This window comes from Variovorax sp. AB1(2024), assembly GCF_037482385.2.
Classification (GTDB): domain Bacteria; phylum Pseudomonadota; class Gammaproteobacteria; order Burkholderiales; family Burkholderiaceae_C; genus Variovorax.
Genome location: NZ_JBBHKP020000001.1, coordinates 2,166,802 through 2,181,421, shown reverse-complemented (window position 1 = coordinate 2,181,421; position 14,620 = coordinate 2,166,802). Strand labels below are relative to the sequence as shown.

Sequence of the window (14,620 nt, the reverse complement as noted above, 5' to 3'; positions counted from 1 at the left end):
GATTCTAGTGGCGTGGCCGGCATGGTCCGGCCGGCCGGCCGAATCACTTGATGCGTTTCAGCGACGGCCTGGATCCGCCACCGGCCGGCGGGCGCGGCGGCTCGTCGGCGGGATCGGTCGCGGGGCCGGCGTCGACCGTTTCGTCGGCATCGTCGCCCGTCACCAGGTGGACGATCTTGCCGGCGTCGCCCTCGGTGCCGCGCGAGGCATCGCGCAGCGGCATGCGCGCGGGGCCTTGCGGCGAAGGCGCCGGCGCATCGGCGTGGTGGCTGTTGCCGCCGTCCGACGCGGAAGCGGCCGGCACCGGCGCGGGAAACGCCATGCCCTGCCCGTTCTCACGCGCGTAGATGGCGATCACGCGCCCTACGGGCACGCTGATCTCACGCGCACTGCCCGCGAAACGGGCCTTGAACTCGATGAAGTCGTTGCCCAGCTTGAGCGAGCTGGTCGCGTCGAAGCTGATGTTGAGCACGATCTCGCCGTTCTTCACGTACTCGCGCGGAACCTGGACGGTGTCGTCGACCTGCACAGCGACGTAGGGGGTGAACCCGTTGTCGGTGCACCATTCATAAAGCGCCCGGATGAGGTACGGGCGGGTGGAAGACGACTCGAGCGCGTTGATCATGAAATTGGTACCGTGCAATCGCGAAATCGCGGCCCCGGATTGGCCACTGTCTCTTCGCGGAACACCGCGGAACCGGCTCTGCCGGGCCGCAGGTGTTGCCCCCGGGCGGGGGTTGGCGAAGCGACACGAAGTGCGCGAAGCCTGGGGGCGATCTTAATTACTTTCGCATGACCTTTTCAGACGGCGTCAGTGCTTCGATGTAGGCCGGACGCGAGAAGATGCGCTCGGCGTACTTCAAGAGCGGCGCGGCGTTCTTGCTCAGGTCGATGCCGTAGTAGTCGAGGCGCCACAGCAGCGGCGCGATGGCCACGTCGAGCATCGAGAAGTTGTCGCCCAGCATGTACTTGTTCTTGAGGAACACGGGGGCCAGCTGCGTCAGGCGGTCGCGGATGTGCGAGCGGGCCTTTTCGAGCGCCTTGTCGTTGCCCTTGGCGGTGCGGTTCTCGAGCGTCGACACGTGCACGAACAGTTCCTTCTCGAAATTGAGCAGGAACAGGCGCACGCGGGCGCGGTCGACCGGGTCGCCGGGCATCAGCTGCGGATGCGGGAAGCGCTCGTCGATGTACTCGTTGATGATGTTCGACTCGTACAGGATCAGGTCGCGCTCGACCAGGATCGGCACCTGGCCGTACGGGTTCATCACGCTGATGTCTTCGGGCTTGTTGTAGAGATCGACGTCGCGAATCTCGAAGTCCATGCCCTTTTCGAACAACACGAAGCGGCAGCGGTGGGAAAAGGGGCAGGTCGTTCCTGAATACAAGACCATCATGGCGAGAGACTCCTAAAAATCAAAAAGAGTGGGTCGCGTTGGCAACCCACTCTGTGGGACCGGGCGCCTTGGGTGGCGCTCGGTCGGCGTGGACGGAACTACTTGACGTCTTTCCAGTACGAGGCGTTCAGTCGCCACACAAAAACCACCGACATGGCCAGGAACAGCAGCACCCACACGCCGATGCGGATGCGGGTGTTCTGTGCCGGTTCGGCCATCCATTGCAGGTAACTCACCAGGTCGCCGACGGCATTGTCGTACTGCACGGGTGTCAGGGTGCCGGGAGTGACTTGCTCCCAGCCCTTGAACACTTCGGTTTCGTGGCCGTGCTGTTCGACCTTGGTGTAGACCGGGCGGCGTTCGCCTTGCAGCTCCCACAGGGGGTTCGGCATGGCGACGCTGGGGAACGCAAGATTGTTCCAGCCGGTGGCTTTGGTGTCGTCGCGGTAGTAGGTGCGCAGATACGTGTAGAGGTAATCGGCACCCGTGCCGCCGTGGCCGGCGCGCGAACGTGCGACGAGCGTGAGGTCGGGCGGCGTGGTGCCGAACCATTCCTTGGCCTGTCGCGGATCGATGTTCGCCTTCATGGTCTCGCCGACCTTGTCGGTCGTGAACAGAAGGTTGTCCTTGATCTGCTGCTCGGTGATGCCGATGTCCTGCAGGCGGTTGTAGCGCATGAACGCTGCCGAGTGGCAGTTCAGGCAGTAGTTGACGAACAGCTTGGCGCCGTTCTGCAGCGCGGCCATGTCGTTGGTCTTGGTGTTGGCCTTGTCCCAGGCGATGCCTTCGGACTCGGCCGACGCGGCAGCGGAGAAGGTCAGGCCCAGCGCCAGACCCAGGACCGCGAGCCAGCCGGAAATGCTTTTCTTCTTCATCGTGTTTCTCTCAGCTCTCTTGGGCAGCATGTCTCAATGGGCGGCGAAGACCACGCGCTCGGGCACGGTCTTGAACTCGCCCTTGCGGCTCCACCACGGCATCAGCAGGAAGAAGCCGAAGTAGACCAGCGTGCCGATCTGCGAGACGGTCTGCGCAATGTCGAGCGCGAACGACCCGATGACCAGGTTGCCCCAGACGCCCGGCGGCTGGATGCCCAGGTAGCCGAGGATCAGGAAGAAGAAGACGAAGGCGCCGTACACATACTTGTGCCAGCTCGGACGGTAGCGGATCGACCTGACTTCGCTGTGGTCCAGCCACGGCAGGAAGAACAGGATGATGACGGAGCCGCCCATCACGACCACGCCCCAGAACTTGGCGTCGAAGGACTTGAGCAGGAAGATGACCACGGCGGCCACCACGACGAGCGCCACCTTGAAGGCCGTGCCCGACTTGCCCTTGACGAAGTTCAGGATGGCGCCCGCGGCGATGATCAGCGAGAACACGTTGACCATATCGTCGGTGGTTGCGCGCAGCATCGAATAGAACGGCGTGAAGTACCACACCGGCGCGATGTGGTTCGGCGTCTTCAGCGAATCGGCCGGAATGAAGTTGTTGTACTCGAGGAAGTACCCGCCGGCTTCGGGCGCGAAGAAGATCACGGCCGAGAAGATCGTGAGGAACACCACCACGCCGAAGATGTCGTGCACCGTGTAGTACGGGTGCGACGGAATGCCGTCGAGCGGATGGCCGTCAGGGCCGCGCTTGGCCTTGATCTCGATGCCGTCGGGGTTGTTCGAACCCACTTCGTGCAGCGCGATCAAGTGGGCCACCACGAGGCCCAGCAGCACCAGCGGCACGGCGATCACGTGGAAGCTGAAGAAGCGGTTCAGCGTGGCGTCGCTCACCACGTAGTCGCCGCGGATCAGCAGGGCCAGGTCGGGGCCGATGAACGGGATGGCGGCGAACAGGTTCACGATCACCTGGGCGCCCCAGTAGGACATCTGGCCCCAGGGCAGCAGGTAGCCCATGAATGCTTCGGCCATCAGGCACAGGAAGATCGCGCAGCCGAACACCCAGATCAGCTCGCGCGGCTTGCGGTAGCTGCCGTACATGAGGCCGCGGAACATGTGCAGGTACACCACGATGAAGAACGCCGAGGCGCCCGTCGAGTGGATGTAGCGGATGAGCCAGCCCCACGGCACGTCGCGCATGATGTACTCGACCGATGCGAACGCCTGGGCCGCGTCGGGCTTGTAGTGCATCACGAGGAAGATGCCGGTGACGATCTGGATCACCAGCACCAGCATGGCCAGCGAGCCGAAGATGTACCAGAAGTTGAAGTTCTTCGGCGCGTAGTACTTGCCCCACTGGTCGTTCCAGAGCTTGCTGAGCGGGAACCGGTTGTCGACCCAGTTCAGCAGCTTCTCGCCGGTTGGTGCGTTGGGGGAAATCTCGTGGAATTCAGCCATGTTCTTCTTCCGCCTCAGGCCTTCTTGGAGTCTTCACCGATCAGGAGCTTGGTGTCCGACAGGTACATGTGCGGCGGCACCGGCAGGTTGTCGGGCGCGGGCTTGTTCTTGAAGACTCGGCCGGCCAGGTCGAAAGTGGAACCGTGGCAGGGGCAGAGGAAGCCGCCTTCCCAGTCGGCGGGCAGCGAGGGCTGCGGGCCGGCCTGGAAGCGGTCGCTCGGGGAGCAGCCCAGGTGCGTGCAGATGCCGACCACGACCAGCACTTCGGGCTTGATCGAACGGTGCTCGTTCTGTGCGTACTTGGGGGTGAATTCGTCGGGGTGGCGCTTGGAAAGGGGGTCGGCGAGCTGCCCGTCCAGCTTGGGGAGTTCCGCGACCTGCTCGGGGGTGCGCTTGAGGATCCAGACCGGCTTGCCTCGCCACTCGACGGTGATCTTCTCGCCGACCTTGAGGCCCGCGATGTCGACCTCTACCGCTGCGCCGGCGGCTTTTGCCTTCTCCGAAGGCTGGAAAGTGCTCACAAAGGGTATGGCGGTTGCCACGCCACCCACCACGCCGGCACAACTGGACGCGATCAGCCAGGTACGTTTGCCTGTGTCGATCCGGGGCGAGCCGGAGGTCATGTCACTCATGGGGATCCTCTTGTCTTCTTCGCTGGAGCAGGGCCAACCCTTGGCTTGAACAGGGTCAACCGGAGATTGTAGCGGGGCGCTGGGGGAGAATTCAACGGGCGTATTACCCCCTGCCCGCCTGCCGGCGAGCACAGAGGCCCGTTCGAGGTGGTGCGCCGAATGGCGACGAGTGCCGTCGCCGATGCTGTCGTCAGTTCAGCAGCCCGTGCTGCATCGCTTCATGAACCGCCTGGGTTCGGGACTTCACGGACAGCTTGCGATAGATGCTCTTGGCATGAAACTCGATGGTGTTGACCGACAGGTAGACCGCATCGGCGATCTGGCGATTGCTCCAGCCCTGTGCGATCAGCCGCAGCACCTTCAGTTCCCTCGGCGACAGCAAGGCGCGCGGCAGCTTCTCGGCCGCTGGCGCCTCTTCCCGCTGCTCCTGCACGCGGATCGGCTCGATCGTGCGCGCCTTGGCGGACGCGGCGATCGAACCCAGGATGCGCCTTGCAATGCGCGAGTCCATCGGCGCGCCGCCGCGTTCCACCGAACGCAGCAGGTATGCGAGTTCGATGTCGTCCACCTCGGTCAGCAGATAGCCGATGGCGCCCGCGGCAATGGCGGCGCCCACCAGTTCCTGATCGTCGGTGTCCGACATGCCTACGCTTTCGATGCCCGGGTAGTTCTGGCGCACATGGTGCAGCAGCGAGATGCCGTCCTTCGATGGCAGCCGCATGTCGACCAGCGCGAGGTCATAAGGAAGAGCAGCCAGCAGGTTGCAGGCTTCGGCGCGGCTCGACGCCACCACGATGCGGCGGCGCGGCGCGAGCTCGGCCAGGATGCGCCGCATGCGATCGGCGACGGCGAGATCGTCGGCCACGATCAACGCCGCATGGAAGACACCGCCATACATCTGCGCGACCGAAGACAGCGGCCGCACGGACTGGCTACGGACACTCATATTCATTTCCATGACCGCACTCCCCTGGCGACACGGAAAACCGTGTCCATGTATGCATTGGCAAAGCTCGAAAACAGATTGACCACGCGACATCCCTCTGGCTGATTGCTACCCACGGGTAGCTTCGAAATGTTGTCTTTCGTTTCAGATGTCGCAGGAACGATGCCTGCGCGGGACAGCACCGTGCGAACAGGCATGCCACTGCCTGTAGTACTTTGATTTCATTGGAAAAAATGGCGCGGACAGGTCGTCGAACGCGGTCCTGGGAGGGCCTCGAAAAGGCCGTTTTCACGCAGTTGTTACGTGGCGTTTTGAGCGCGCGTTACGTAGCACCGCGCAACACGAAACACGCTCGACTTCGCATGTCGGCGCATTGCCCACGGATTTATGTGATGCCCGCGAAGCCGCATGGGCACTGGCTTTGCGGGCATCGCCACTTTTTTTCGAACACGCATCGCAGCGCTCGCGGGACCGCAGAACTACGGATCCCGGTGATGTTCAGCAAGTACCTCGATTCCTAGCATCGGTTGCACCGGGTAACGCAATGAAACCCGCCCCTGCTTTCACGCGCCAAGCGCAGTGGAAGGCCGGAAGTTGCCATCGATACATCAAGGAAAAAAGGTCCAAATGACTACATCCAAGCGCTCTGCTGTTCGCTCCTCATCCATCATGCGCAAAGCAGGTGTCAGCCGCCTTCTTGCGTCCGTGCTGGTGGGGGCTGGTTATGTGATGACGTTGCCTGTGGCGCATGCTCAGGTCACGATCGGCAACGCATCCGTGGTTGTCGACCCGCCGGGCAACGGCCTCCTCAATATCACCAGCAACAACAGCGGCGTACTGAGCGCCGGAGCCGGCATCACCACGCCTACGCTGAGCGCTGGCAGCATTACTGCTGGCACCGTCTCCGCAGGCAGTGTCAGTGCGGGTAGCGTCACTGCAAGCACCGGTACCATCAGCACGCTGAGTTCCGCCAGCATCACCGCCGGTACCGTCAACGCCACCAGCGTCAGCGCTGTCGACCTGACCGCAAGCAACGGCACCATCAACACGCTGAGCTCCGCGAGCATCACCGCTGGAACCGCCAACGCCACCAGCGTCAGCGCTGTCGACCTGACCGCAAGCAACGGCACCATCAACACGTTGAGCTCCGCAAGCATCACCGCTGGTACCGTCAACGCCACCAGCGTCAGCGCTGTCGACCTGACAGCAAGCAACGGCACCATCAACACGCTGAGCTCTGCCAGCATCACCGCTGGTACCGTCAACGCCACCAGCGTCGGCACAGCCGATCTGACCGCGAGCAACGGCACCATCAATACGCTGAGTTCCGCAAGCATCACCGCTGGTACCGTCAACGCCGCCAGCGTTGGCACCGTCGACCTGACTGCCAGCAACGGCACCATCAACACGCTCAGCTCGGCCAGCATCACCGCCGGCACCGTCAACGCCACCAGCGTTGGTACCGTCGACCTGACTGCCAGCAACGGCACCATCAACACGCTCAGTTCCGCCAGCATCACCGCCGGCACCGTCAGCGCCACCAGCGTTGGCACCGTCGACCTGACTGCCAGCAACGGCACCATCAACACGCTCAGCTCGGCCAGCATCACCGCCGGCACCGTCAACGCCACCAGCGTTGGTACCGTCGACCTGACTGCCAGCAACGGCACCATCAACACGCTCAGTTCCGCCAGCATCACCGCCGGCACCGTCAGCGCCACCAGCGTTGGCACCGTTGACCTGACTGCCAGCAACGGCACGATCAACACCCTGAGTTCCACCAGCATCACTGCCGGTACCGTCAACGCAACCAGCGTGGGCACAGTGAACCTCACGGCCAGCAACGGCACCATCAACACGCTCAGCTCCACCAGCATCACTGCCGGTACCGTCAACGCAACCAGCGTCGGCACAGTGAACCTCACGGCCAGCAACGGCACCATCAACACGCTCAGCTCCGCCAGCATCACCGCCGGTACCGTCAACGCGACCAGCGTCGGCACCACCAACCTCACGGCCAGCAACGGCACCATCAACACGCTCAGCTCCGCCAGCATCACCGCCGGCACCGTGCACGCAACCAGCGTGGGCACGGTGAACCTCACGGCCAGCAACGGCACGATCAACACGTTGAACGCCACCAACGTCAGCACGACCAACCTGTCGGCTGCCAGCGCCACCGTCAACGCACTGACCGCCAACTCGATGAGCGCCACGACGGTGAACGCAAGCACGGTGAATGCGGGCACGGTCAACGCCACCAACGGCAACTTCCAGACGATCACCGCGGCCAACGGCAACATCACGGTGCTCAACACGCAGACCGGCAACATCACCACGATCAACGCGGTGACGGGCAACGTCACGACGTTGAACGCGGGCACGGTCAACGTGACGGGCAACGTGACGGCCGGCGGCACGGTCACGGCGGGCAACGGCGTGGTCGCGAACGGCCGCGTGCAGAACGTGGCGCCCGGCATCCTGCCCACGGACGCTGCGAACATGCAGCAGCTGAACCAGGTGCGGGCCGAGACGCAGGACGCGCGCAAGACCGGCAGCACCGGTGCCGCGATCGCCTTGGCGGCGGCCTCGGTGCCTGCGCTGGAGGCCGGCAAGCAGTTCGGCGTGGGGGTCGGCGTCGGCTCCTACGACGGTCGCTCGGCCATCGCGGCGGCGGTCAGCTTCCGCCTCGGCGAGTCGTCGCAGATCAAGGTGAACGTCGGCACCGGCCAGAGCGGCAAGATCGGCGGCGGCGTGGGCGCTTCCTGGTCCTGGTAAGCGCGCCTGGCGCGGCGGCGGCATGGCGTCCGCTTGCCCCGCGCCAGCCATGAAAAAAGAAAGCCGGCCCCTATACTGGGGAGCCGGCTTTTTCGCATCTGCATCGAGGTCGGCGCGTCCCGGCTGACCTCCTGACCCGTTCCTTCCACGGCCTCATGAACTCATCTGCACTCGCCCCTTCGCCCACCCTGTCCGCGGAAGATGCCGGCCGCCTCCTGGAGCAGGGCCTGACGCTGCATCGCACAGGCCGTTTCGCTGAAGCCCTGCAGGTCTATGACGACTTGCTCGCCCGCGTGCCGGGCCATGCCGACGCGCTGCACCTCACGGGCGAGGCGCTGTACCGCCAGGGCCGCCCCCGGCTGGCACTGAACTACGTGAACCGCGCCATCGCGCAGTCGCAACACCCGTTCTACTTCAACACGCGCGCAACCATCTTCATGCACCTGGGCCTGCTGGCCGAGGCGCAGCAGGACCTGAGCCGCGCGATCAAGGCGCTGCCCCACTACCCCGAGGCCTACGTGAACCTGTCGGCGGTCTATCGCCAGCAGAAGAAGTTCCGCCAGGCGCGAGACGCCGCGTCGCAGGCCACGCGGCTCGCACCGCTGGCGCCTGCCGCATGGAACAACGCCGGCGCGATCGACATGGAGCAGAACCGCTTCGACGAGGCGCTCGGGCAGTTCATGCAGGCGCTGAAGCTCGACCCGAAATACGCCACCGCGCACAAGAACATCGGCAAGATCCGCGCGCATCAAAAAGACTGGTCCGGCGCGCTGGATTCGCTCGCACAGGCCGCCGCCGACCCGCTGGACTTCGAGGCGTCGTACCTGCTGGCCAGGGCGCTGCTCGACGGCGGCCGCGCCGACGAAGCCATTGCGCCGATGCAGCACGCCATGCGCAACTGGTCCGCCGAAGACCGGCACAAGGTGCTGTCGGACCCCGAGGGCATCGCGGCGCTCTATGGCGTTTGCGGCACGCTGGAAGGCGCGTCGATGCGCTTCGACGAATCGGCCGAGCTCTACAAGCTGGCGCTCGAAAGCCTGCCCGAGAACGAACTGCTGCTGAACAACCTGGGCACGGTGAACTTCCGCCTCGGCGACTACGACAAGGCCATCGAAGTGCTCAGGAAGGCGCTGGAGGCGCACCCGCGCCAGGTGCTCGCACGTTGCAACCTCGGCGTGACATACGTGATGGCCGGCCAGTCGGAGGCGGCGATCGCCGAGTTCGAGCAATGCCTGCGTGACGACCCGGCCTTCATGCCCGCCATGGTATGGATGCTCGGAGAAAAGGCGCACATCGCACACTGGGACGGCGTGCCCGAACTGCGCGCGCGCATTGCCTCGCACCTGGACAACCCGGCCAACGACCAGGCGGTGTCGTCCTTCATCCTGATGTCGAACTACGACGACGCCCGCCGGCTGATGCACTGGACCCGGCGCTCCGCCACGGTGGCCCAGAAGGCCTCGGCCATCAAGCCCTTCGCCGACGCCGGCGCGCGCCGCACGTCGCCGCGCATCCGCGTGGGCTACTACTCCTTCGACTTCCGCAACCACCCGGTGGCGCACCTGACGGCCGAGCTCTACGGGCTGCACGACCGCAAGGATTTCGAGATCTTCGTGTACTCCTACGGCCCCGACGACGGCCACCCGGCGCGCGCGCGCATCGCGGCGTCGGCGGAGCATTTCGTCGACATGCACGGCCAGTCGATCCAGCAGATGGCCGAGCGCATCCGCGAGGACGAGATCGACATCCTGATCGACCTCTCGGGCGACACGCGCGGCGCCAAGCCGCAGGTCATGGCCTACCACACGGCCCCCGCCCAGCTCATGTGGCTCGGCTACATGGGCACCAGCGGCTCGACCAACTACGACTACCTGGTGTCGGACAACTTTCTTTCGCCGCAAGGCACGGAAGACTGCTACACCGAGAAGCTGCTGCGCCTGCCCGAGACCTTCCAGGTGATCGACACGAAGCGCCCCGTCAATCCGCACAAGGCCACGCGCGCGGCGCACGGCCTGCCGGAAGACGCATTCGTGCTGTGCAATTTCTCGCAGTCCTTCAAGATCCAGCCCGAGACATTCGACGCGTGGGTTCGCATCGTGGAGGGCATCCCGGGCTCGGTGCTCTGGCTCGCGCAGGGTCCCAACGGCTTCGAGCAGAACTTGCGCGCGCACTGGGAAAAGGCCGGCCTCGCGGCCGAGCGCCTCATCGTGTCGCCGCGCATGCCGGTCGACCAGCACCTGGCGCGCATCGGCCTGGCCGACCTGTTCATCGACACCTTCCCCTACAGCAGCGGCGCCACCGCGAACGACGTGCTGTGGTCGGGCGTGCCGCTGCTGGCGCTCACGGGCTCGACGATGGTGTCGCGCATGGCAGGCAGCCTGCTGGGCGCCATCGGCCTGCCGGAGCTGGTGGCGACGAACCATGCGGAATACGTGGACAAGGCGGTCCACTACGCCACGCACCCCGGCGAACTCGCGGCGCTGCGTGCGCGGCTGGCGGCGGCCAAGGAAGCGCGGCGCGGCTATTTCGACACGCCGCGCTTCGTGCGGCACCTCGAGGACGGCTTCAGGCAGATTGCCGCGCGCAACCGTGAAGGGTTGCCTGCCGCGCACGTCGACGTTGCGCCGCGCCCGCTGGAGAAGTGAGCAATCGCGGGCATACTCGGCTCTCCTTCAACAGCAGAGCTCCAGCAGCCTTTTGAATCATGAGCATCCTCAGTGAATTCAAGGAATTTGCCGTCAAGGGCAACGTGATCGACCTCGCGGTCGGCGTGATCATCGGCGGCGCGTTCGGCAAGATCGTCGATTCGCTCGTGGCCGACATCATCATGCCGCTGGTGGGCCTGGTGTTCGGGAAGCTCGACTTCTCCAACCTCTACGTGGTGCTGGGCACCGCGCCGGCCGGCGTGGCGAACACGCTGGCCGACCTGAAGAAAGCCGGCGTTCCCGTGCTGGCCTATGGCAACTTCATCACCATCGCGGTCAACTTCGTGATCCTGGCCTTCATCATTTTCATGATGGTCAAGCAGATCAACCGCCTGAAGCGCAGCGAAGAGCCGGCACCGGCCGCCGCGCCCGCAACCCCTGAAGACGTGATTCTGCTGCGCGAGATCCGCGACAGCCTCAAACGCCCCTGAGGGCTCGGGCCATGCGCAATGCCTCGATGAGGCTGGACGCATCGGCCTGCCCCGTGCCCGCGATGTCGAACGCGGTGCCGTGATCGGGGCTGGTGCGCACCAGCGGCAGCCCGAGCGTCACGTTCACGCCCTTCTCCACGCCCAGGTACTTGACCGGGATCAGGCCCTGGTCGTGGTACATCGCAATCACCACGTCGAATTCGCCGCTGGACGGCACGCCGCCCTTGGCGCGCGCGCGCATGAACACGGTGTCGGGCGCATAGGGCCCGTGGGCGTCGATGCCTTCGGCGCGCGCAGCCTCGATGGCCGGCACGATGACCTCGCGCTCCTCCGAACCGAACAGCCCGCCTTCGCCCGCATGCGGATTGAGGCCCGCCACGCCGATGCGCGGCACGCGGCCCAGCGCATGCGTCAGCGCCCGGTGCGTGATGCGCAGCGTTTCGAGCACGCCCTCGAAGCAAACAGCCTCGATGGCCTGTCGCAGCGACACGTGGATGCTGACGAGCACGGTGCGCAGCTCGTCGTTGGCCAGCATCATGCGCACCGGCACGTCGGCCACGGTGCGGCCCAGGTGCGCGGCGGCCTCGGCCTGCAGCAACTCGGTATGGCCGGGATACGGAAAGCCGGCGGCGGACAGCGCCTCCTTGTGCAGCGGCGCGGTCACGATGGCGGCGACCTCGCCGCGCAATGCCGCCCGCGCGGCCCACACCACGCATTCTCCCGCCACGCGCCCGGCCTCGGCACTGACCCGGCCGATCTGGACGCCCGAAGGCGGCGCGATCACCTGCAGCACCGGAATGCAGCGCGGCGGCACGGCGGCCGCCTCGGCGACCGAGCCGATCTCGAGCACCGGCCAAGCCGGCTCGCCCGGTGCGGCCAGCGCCTGCGAGGCCTGGCGCATCGTGCCAACGTCGCCCGCAATGAAAGTGCCGCGCGTGGCATCGGGTGCCTCGCGAAACGCCTTGGCGATGATCTCCGGGCCGATGCCCGCGGGGTCGCCCAGGGTGATGGCGATGGGGCCGTTCACTGCGCTCATGCCGGGTTGTCGATGTCGATGAACTCGTGCACCAGCCCGAGTTGCGCGGCCACGTGCCCGGCCACCGCCTGCGCGCCATAGCGCTCGGTGGCGTGGTGCCCGCAGGCCAGGAAGGCCACGCCCATCTCGCGCGCGTAGTGGGCCTGCGGCTCGGAGATCTCGCCGGTGATGAAGGCGTCGGCACCGGCCGCGATGGCGGCCTCGAAGTAGCCCTGGGCGCCGCCCGTGCACCAGGCGACGGTCTTGATGGGACGCTGCGCCGTATCGAGCAGCGTGACGGGCCGCTTCAGCACGCCCTCCACGTGGGCCGCGAGCGCCTTGGCATCGGCAAAGCCCTCTGCGTTTTCGCGCGTGCCCAGGAAACCCAACTCCTGTTCGCCGAAGCGCCCGGTGGCGCCGGGATGCGCGACGAGCCCCAATTGCAGGCCGAGCTGCGCGTTGTTGCCGAGCTCCGGGTGCGCATCGAGCGGCAGGTGGTAGGCGAACAGGTTGATGTCGTGGCCGAGCAGCAGGCTCAGCCGCTGCTTCATCCAGCCGGTGACGCAGCCGCTCTGGCCGCGCCAGAACAGGCCGTGGTGGACGAAGATGGCGTCGGCTTCGGCGCGGATGGCGGCTTCGATCAGCGCGCGGCTGGCAGTCACGCCCGAGACGATCTTGCGGACCACGGTGCGCCCCTCGACCTGCAGGCCGTTGGGTCCGTAATCCTTGAAGCGCCCGGGGGCGAGCAGCAGGTCGAATGCGTGAAGCAGTTCGTGGCGGGTGGTGCTCATCGCGACATTGTCGCGCGCCCCGCGCGCCCCGCGGGCGCCGCGCCGTCGCGCATGGCATGGCCGCGCACGGCAAGCGGCAGGAACGCAAGCAGGAAGCCCAGCGCCGCCAGCACCGCCACGTAGTGCGCCGGCGCCATGGCGTCGTGCTGCAGCCAGAGCGTGAGGATCACCGGCGTGAGCCCGCCGAACACCGCATAGGACATGTTGTAGGCGAACGAAAGGCCGGTGAACCGCACCGGCGCCGGAAATGCGCGCACGCCCGCGATCGGCACCGTGGCGATGGTGCCCACGAACAGGCCGACCAGCCCGTAGTGCCAGAACAGCGTGGCCGGCGTGCCGGGCAGGCCCGTGTAGAACAGATAGGCCGTGGCGAACAGGCCGCCCCAGCCGACGAGCATCACGGTGCGGGTGCCGACGCGGTCGCTGGCCCAGCCCGCGAGCATGCAGCCCAGCGTCAGGGTCAGCGTGGCGAGCGCATTGGCCTCGAGCGACAACGCGGCCGGGATGTGGTGCACCTTCTGCAGGTAGGTGGGCGTGTAGAGCACCACCACCACGATGGCGGCCGACAGCACCCAGGTCAGCAGCGCCACGTAGACGCAGGCCAGCCGGTGCTCGCGCAGCACCGTGCGCAGCGGCAGTTCGCGCGCCACGCTGCGGCGGCCGGCCAGTTCCTTGAACACCGGCGTCTCGTGCAGGAAGCGGCGCAGGTACACCGACACCAGCCCGAACACCCCGCCCAGGACGAACGGAATGCGCCAGGCGAAGTCGCTCACCTGGTCGGGCGAATAGTGGCGGTTGATGGCCACCGCGATCAGCGAGCCCAGCAGGATGCCGCCGGTGATGCCCGAGGTCAGCATGCCGATGCCGAAGCCGTAGCGCCTTGCCGGCACATGCTCGCCCACGAACACCCAGGCGCCCGGCATTTCGCCGCCGATGGCCGCGCCCTGCAGCACGCGCATCAGCAACAGCAGCAGGGGCGCCGCCACGCCGATGCTCGCGTAGGTCGGCAGCAGGCCGATCACCAGCGTGGGCGCCGCCATCAGGAAGATCGACAGCGTGAACATGCGCTTGCGGCCGAAGATGTCGCCGAAATGCGCTATGACGATGCCGCCCACCGGGCGCGCCAGATAGCCGGCCGCGAAGATGCCGAAGGTCTGCAGCTGCCGCAGCCAGTCGGGCATGTCCACCGGGAAGAACAGCGCCCCCAGCACGGTGGCGAAGAAGACGTAGATGACGAAGTCGTAGAACTCCAGCGTGCCGCCGAGGGCGGACAGGGCCAGGGTCTTGTAGTCGCTCGAGTCGAGCGTGCGGGCCGGCGCCGGCTGCGCGCCGTCCGGGAGGGTTGCTTCTGGGGTCATGGCTGACGGAGAAATCGTTGCTGCGCGCACCGGTCCGCTAGACCGGGTGGGAACGGGAGGCGGCGCGCCGACGAAACGCCTGGCCGCATCCGCCGGGTGGGCAGCGCGGGAGGCCTGGAAAACACGGTCCGGATCGGAACCGACGCGGAATGCTAGGGGTTATCCCGGATTCCCGCAGCCCGCCGGCCCCAATCTCGACCGCCCGGCGCGGTTTATGGGCCGTGC

At 66.1% G+C, this 14,620-nt stretch carries 12 protein-coding genes; 3 read left to right on the top strand and 9 right to left on the bottom strand.

Annotated elements, in window-relative coordinates; translation table 11 throughout:
* Window positions 1-43 precede the first annotated feature (43 nt).
* The 6 genes from WIX39_RS10165 to WIX39_RS10140 all read right to left on the bottom strand — a co-directional run bounded on the left by WIX39_RS10165 (window position 44) and on the right by WIX39_RS10140 (window position 5,317).
* The gene (locus WIX39_RS10165; protein WP_081266419.1) at window positions 44-625 is read right to left on the bottom strand and encodes a ClpXP protease specificity-enhancing factor; all 582 of its coding nucleotides are present in this window, start codon (window positions 623-625) and stop codon (window positions 44-46) included.
* 157 nt (window positions 626-782) lie between these two features.
* On the bottom strand, window positions 783-1,394 hold the full coding sequence (locus tag WIX39_RS10160; RefSeq protein WP_081266420.1) for a glutathione S-transferase N-terminal domain-containing protein: 612 nt from the start codon (window positions 1,392-1,394) through the stop codon (window positions 783-785).
* 98 nt (window positions 1,395-1,492) lie between these two features.
* Window positions 1,493-2,269 (bottom strand): cytochrome c1, encoded by a 777-nt coding sequence (locus tag WIX39_RS10155; RefSeq protein WP_106935526.1) that lies wholly within the window; start codon window positions 2,267-2,269, stop codon window positions 1,493-1,495.
* A gap of 33 nt (window positions 2,270-2,302) precedes the next feature.
* The gene (locus WIX39_RS10150) at window positions 2,303-3,739 is read right to left on the bottom strand and encodes a cytochrome b (protein ID WP_106935527.1); all 1,437 of its coding nucleotides are present in this window, start codon (window positions 3,737-3,739) and stop codon (window positions 2,303-2,305) included.
* 14 nt (window positions 3,740-3,753) lie between these two features.
* Window positions 3,754-4,371, bottom strand: a complete 618-nt coding sequence (gene petA / locus WIX39_RS10145) for a ubiquinol-cytochrome c reductase iron-sulfur subunit (protein ID WP_081266423.1) — start codon at window positions 4,369-4,371, stop codon at window positions 3,754-3,756.
* A 190-nt stretch (window positions 4,372-4,561) separates the two neighbouring features.
* Window positions 4,562-5,317: a response regulator transcription factor gene (locus WIX39_RS10140; protein ID WP_234382803.1), complete on the bottom strand. Its 756-nt coding sequence runs from the start codon at window positions 5,315-5,317 to the stop codon at window positions 4,562-4,564.
* A 669-nt stretch (window positions 5,318-5,986) separates the two neighbouring features.
* On the opposite strand from WIX39_RS10140, the gene WIX39_RS10135 reads away from it, so the two are divergent.
* The 3 genes from WIX39_RS10135 to mscL all read left to right on the top strand — a co-directional run bounded on the left by WIX39_RS10135 (window position 5,987) and on the right by mscL (window position 11,231).
* Complete coding sequence (locus tag WIX39_RS10135; protein ID WP_240204944.1) at window positions 5,987-8,095, top strand: beta strand repeat-containing protein; 2,109 nt, start codon at window positions 5,987-5,989, stop codon at window positions 8,093-8,095.
* 155 nt (window positions 8,096-8,250) lie between these two features.
* A complete protein-coding gene (locus WIX39_RS10130; protein ID WP_409195000.1) occupies window positions 8,251-10,740 on the top strand; it encodes a tetratricopeptide repeat protein in 2,490 nt (829 codons plus the stop codon).
* 59 nt (window positions 10,741-10,799) lie between these two features.
* A complete protein-coding gene (mscL, locus tag WIX39_RS10125; protein WP_081266427.1) occupies window positions 10,800-11,231 on the top strand; it encodes a large conductance mechanosensitive channel protein MscL in 432 nt (143 codons plus the stop codon).
* Here mscL and pdxA read toward each other — a convergent pair.
* The 3 genes from pdxA to WIX39_RS10110 are packed head-to-tail and all read right to left on the bottom strand — an operon-like array spanning window position 11,218 to window position 14,395.
* Window positions 11,218-12,258, bottom strand: coding sequence for a 4-hydroxythreonine-4-phosphate dehydrogenase PdxA (gene pdxA / locus WIX39_RS10120; protein WP_409196336.1), 1,041 nt, complete (start codon window positions 12,256-12,258; stop codon window positions 11,218-11,220). The genes mscL and pdxA overlap by 14 nt on opposite strands.
* A gap of 5 nt (window positions 12,259-12,263) precedes the next feature.
* Window positions 12,264-13,037, bottom strand: coding sequence for a Nif3-like dinuclear metal center hexameric protein (locus WIX39_RS10115; protein ID WP_081266428.1), 774 nt, complete (start codon window positions 13,035-13,037; stop codon window positions 12,264-12,266).
* Window positions 13,034-14,395 carry an MFS transporter gene (locus WIX39_RS10110; protein WP_409194999.1) on the bottom strand — a complete coding sequence of 454 codons (1,362 nt, stop codon included), beginning with the start codon at window positions 14,393-14,395 and terminating at the stop codon, window positions 13,034-13,036. Before WIX39_RS10110 ends, WIX39_RS10115 begins: the two co-directional genes overlap by 4 nt.
* Between the last annotated feature and the right edge of the window lie 225 nt (window positions 14,396-14,620).

Bases quoted from the DNA above. Each gene is read 5' to 3' on its own strand.
- WIX39_RS10160 (WP_081266420.1), bottom strand. From the start codon at position 1,394: ATGATGGTCTTGTATTCAGGAACGACCTGCCCCTTTTCCCACCGCTGC.
- petA (WP_081266423.1), bottom strand. From the start codon at position 4,371: ATGAGTGACATGACCTCCGGCTCGCCCCGGATCGACACAGGCAAACGT.
- WIX39_RS10130 (WP_409195000.1), top strand. From the start codon at position 8,251: ATGAACTCATCTGCACTCGCCCCTTCGCCCACCCTGTCCGCGGAAGAT.
- WIX39_RS10110 (WP_409194999.1), bottom strand. From the start codon at position 14,395: ATGACCCCAGAAGCAACCCTCCCGGACGGCGCGCAGCCGGCGCCGGCC.
- WIX39_RS10155 (WP_106935526.1), bottom strand. From the start codon at position 2,269: ATGAAGAAGAAAAGCATTTCCGGCTGGCTCGCGGTCCTGGGTCTGGCG.
- WIX39_RS10135 (WP_240204944.1), top strand. From the start codon at position 5,987: ATGCGCAAAGCAGGTGTCAGCCGCCTTCTTGCGTCCGTGCTGGTGGGG.
- WIX39_RS10115 (WP_081266428.1), bottom strand. From the start codon at position 13,037: ATGAGCACCACCCGCCACGAACTGCTTCACGCATTCGACCTGCTGCTC.
- mscL (WP_081266427.1), top strand. From the start codon at position 10,800: ATGAGCATCCTCAGTGAATTCAAGGAATTTGCCGTCAAGGGCAACGTG.
- WIX39_RS10165 (WP_081266419.1), bottom strand. From the start codon at position 625: ATGATCAACGCGCTCGAGTCGTCTTCCACCCGCCCGTACCTCATCCGG.
- WIX39_RS10150 (WP_106935527.1), bottom strand. From the start codon at position 3,739: ATGGCTGAATTCCACGAGATTTCCCCCAACGCACCAACCGGCGAGAAG.
- WIX39_RS10140 (WP_234382803.1), bottom strand. From the start codon at position 5,317: ATGAGTGTCCGTAGCCAGTCCGTGCGGCCGCTGTCTTCGGTCGCGCAG.